Raw genomic sequence first — 3,586 nt, forward strand, 5'->3', positions numbered from 1 at the left:
AAGGTGTATTTTTAACCCAAGGTGTATTTTTAACCCAAGGTGTATTTTTAACCCAAGGTGTATTTTTAACCCAAGGTGTATTTTTAACCCAAGGTGTATTTTTAACCCAAGGTGTATTTCTAACCCAAGGTGTATTTCGTGGGTTTTTCAACCCGTTTTGAACAGGTTTAAGCTCTTAGCCTTGGGTTTCTAACCCAAGGTGTATGGTTTTTTGGCATAATATTGCTGAATTCAGCTAGGAGTACAGAAAACAGCGTGAGTAACGGCAACGTCTTAATGTTCATCTGTGGTTCAGCCTTACGAGGACAACCGAACCATAATAATATTGCCCACTGTCGCTTGGTGAAAGCGAGCAAAACTGCCCCCCTCTACCGTCTCCACTCCGTCGAGGATAAACACCCCGGTATTTATGAGGTAGAGGAGGGAGGCATCGCCATTACTGGGGAACTCTACGAAATGACCCCAGACCAATACGACTATTTACTGGCCCATGAACCGCCCAACCTCTATCCTAGTTCCATTGAACTTGAAGACGGGACAACAGCGATCGCAATGCTTTATCCCCAATCCCTCATCAAAAAAAACGGCTACCCCGACATCTCCCACCATAACGGCAGTTGGGCAACCTATAAAGCCAGTCAAAGCTAACCCAGTCTCTTAACGGGCAGGGAAATAATAAGCACTGCCCCCCCAATTTTTTAAATCGGGAGCATATCGTTGTAACTTCGCTAAAACCTCCCGATTCACCCACAACAGCAAAGGCAACTTCGCCGTATTCTGGAGCGCGTTACGCTCTATATTGGCATTTTCCAGAAACTCCCGTAATTGAACCAGTGTCTCTAACCCAGTAATCATCAACCCATTGGGGAGATCAGCATTAAGACAAGACTCAATCGGCGATAATAACGAGGTAATCCGGGGATGTAGCGCAACCTCCTGTAACGTCACCGTCGTCGCTGCATATAATCGTTCGATATACTGCCGTCGTAAACCGACATCATCACAACAAACCAGTAGGAGAGAAAATTCTTCCGCCTCAGCAGAGAGAGAAATCGCACGGGCGATCGCATTTAAAACTTCCTCATCCTTAGACACAACTGACGATAAAACAGTTAAATGGGTTGCAGGAGCTAGAGAACTCATAGTTTAATCGAGATAGTAAAGGACGGGTAATCGGGGTAAAGGGCCATTCATTTCTGTGCTAATACAGGCTACAGTATTACTCAGGGCATTTACGGATAATTGCCCAAATTACTTTATTTTCAATACACCAATTGAAAAATAAATTCAGAGTTTACTCAGTGTAACGCAGAACCGTAGCTTCCCCATCCACTCCCATGACCATTGAGTTTGGACGAGATATTTGCAACCACCTCCCTACCGCCGAAAGCCGGGAATGGCTACTCACCAACGGCATTGGCGGTTATGCCACCGGGACAATTTCCGGCTTACTCACCCGACGCTATCATGGGTTATTGATGGCCGCCTTAGACCCCCCCCTAGGCCGCACCCTCCTCCTCGCCAAACTGGACGAAGATTGCCATTATCAAAATCGCCCCTATCCCCTCTACGCCAACCGTTGGACTGATGGTACAATCGCCCCCCAAGGCTATTTACACATCGAACGGTTTTACCTCCACAAAGGAATTGTCACCTGGCTTTATGCCTTCGCGGATGTCCTCCTAGAAAAATCCATCTGGATGCAGCAGGGGGAAAACACCACCTATATTCGCTATCGTCTCCGACGGGGAAAATACCCCCTCACCCTCGCCATTAAAACCCTCGTCAACTACCGCGACTCCCACCACAACACCCAAGGAGATGATTGGCCAATGAATATTCAATCTCACCCCCAGGGCATTCAAATTCAAGCCTTTCCCGAAGCAATTCCCTTTCAAGTCTCCTGTATTCAAGGTAAATCCAAACATCGCTATCCCCAACCCCAATGGCACATTTACCCCCAATGGTATTATCAATTTGACCTCCCCAGAGAGCAGTATCGGGGTTTACCCGACCGAGATGATCACCTCCACGGGGCCACCATGGAAACGAAACTCCGACGAGGGGAAACAGTAACGTTGGTGGCCAGTACCCACCCTTCCCCTAATTTAGATATTCCCCAAATGTATGAACAACGGCGCAATCACAGTCAACAATTAATCCAATGGGGGACCCAAGGGGCCCCTGCATCTCTCCCTCGTCTCCCAGAGTGGATTCAATCGTTACTCTTAGCCGCCGATCAGTTTATTGTAGATCGCACCCTCCCCGATGATCCCCATGGGAAAAGTATTATTGCGGGATATCCTTGGTTTGGGGATTGGGGCCGGGATACTATGATTAGTTTACCGGGGTTGACGTTGACCACCGGACGGTTTGATATTGCCCGGAAAATTTTGCGGACTTATGCCTTTTATTTAGATCAGGGAATGTTGCCCAATTTATTCCCCGATGGCACACACCAACCCGCTTATAATACTGTAGATGCCATTCTCTGGTATTTTGAAGCCCTGCGAGCCTATTGGGAAAAAACCCAAGATGACGAGTTAATTGTGGAGTTGTTTCCCAAGTTAGCAGAGGTGATTGACTGGCATATTCGGGGGACTCGTTACCATATTAAACTTGATCCGAAAGATGGTCTCTTACAGGCGGGATCGCCGGGGGAACAGTTGACTTGGATGGATGCAAAGGTGGATAACTGGGTAGTGACTCCCCGGCATGGGAAGCCCATTGAAGTTAATGCTCTTTGGTATAATGCTTTGGTGTTGATGGCCTATTGGGGGCGACAGTTTGGGCAAAATTACCAACGCTACGAGGATCAGGCCGCCCAAACCTTGCGGGGATTTAGTCGTTTTTGGAATCCAGAGAAGGGCTATTGTTTTGATGTGTTGGATACTCCCAAAGGGAATGATGGGTTGTTGCGGCCCAATCAGATTTTTGCCGTGTCTCTCCCGGTGGTGACTGCTGCTTATGGGGGGATGCCTTTATTAATGCCCCAAGAACAACAGAAGGTGGTGGATAAAGTGGCCCAGCATTTATTAACTTCTCATGGTTTGCGATCGCTGGCTCCCTATGAAGAAAATTATATAGGAATTTATGGCGGCGATCGCATCCAACGCGATGGCGCATACCATCAAGGGACCGTCTGGGGTTGGTTAATCGGGCATTTCATCCAAGCCCATTGGCAAGTCTATCACGACCTCAGCCAAGCCAAATCTTTCCTTGATCCCATGCGCGATCACCTCAAATCGGGCTGTGTGGGCAATTTAAGCGAGATTTTCGATGGCAACCCCCCCCACACCCCCAGAGGGGCCTTTGCCCAAGCCTGGACAGTGGCAGAGGTTTTACGCATTTGGTTCTTTTTAATTCGGAATCATTAAACCCCTGTTTAGGAGCGTGTACAATAAGATATAAGGCACAAGTTCGGTGATGCCCTTTTTCTTCCTGTGGGTCAATTTCCTTACTCTCCAATGAAATTTTTTGCTTGGTTACTATTATTATTTTTTACTCTCTGTGTATTTACCAGTTTTCCCGGTTTAGCGCAACCATTCCCCTCAAAACCCACCACTCCCTCCCCACCCACCACTCC

General features: G+C 47.7%; 3 protein-coding genes. 2 read left to right on the forward strand and 1 reads right to left on the reverse strand.

Annotated elements, in window-relative coordinates:
* Positions 1 to 255 precede the first annotated feature (255 nt).
* A complete protein-coding gene (locus PN462_RS02215; RefSeq protein WP_272126262.1) occupies positions 256 to 648 on the forward strand; it encodes an allophanate hydrolase-related protein in 393 nt (130 codons plus the stop codon).
* A gap of 9 nt (positions 649 to 657) precedes the next feature.
* On the opposite strand, the gene PN462_RS02220 is transcribed toward PN462_RS02215, so the two are convergent.
* Positions 658 to 1,143, reverse strand: a complete 486-nt coding sequence (locus PN462_RS02220) for a hypothetical protein (RefSeq protein WP_272126263.1) — start codon at positions 1,141 to 1,143, stop codon at positions 658 to 660.
* Between the two features lie 194 nt (positions 1,144 to 1,337).
* Between PN462_RS02220 and PN462_RS02225 the strand changes: the two genes are divergently transcribed.
* Positions 1,338 to 3,377, forward strand: a complete 2,040-nt coding sequence (locus PN462_RS02225) for an amylo-alpha-1,6-glucosidase (protein ID WP_272126264.1) — start codon at positions 1,338 to 1,340, stop codon at positions 3,375 to 3,377.
* The last annotated feature ends 209 nt before the right edge of the window (positions 3,378 to 3,586 follow it).

Origin of the sequence: Spirulina sp. CS-785/01 (genome assembly GCF_028330525.1) — a bacterium.
GTDB lineage: Bacteria > Cyanobacteriota > Cyanobacteriia > Cyanobacteriales > Spirulinaceae > JAQMSD01.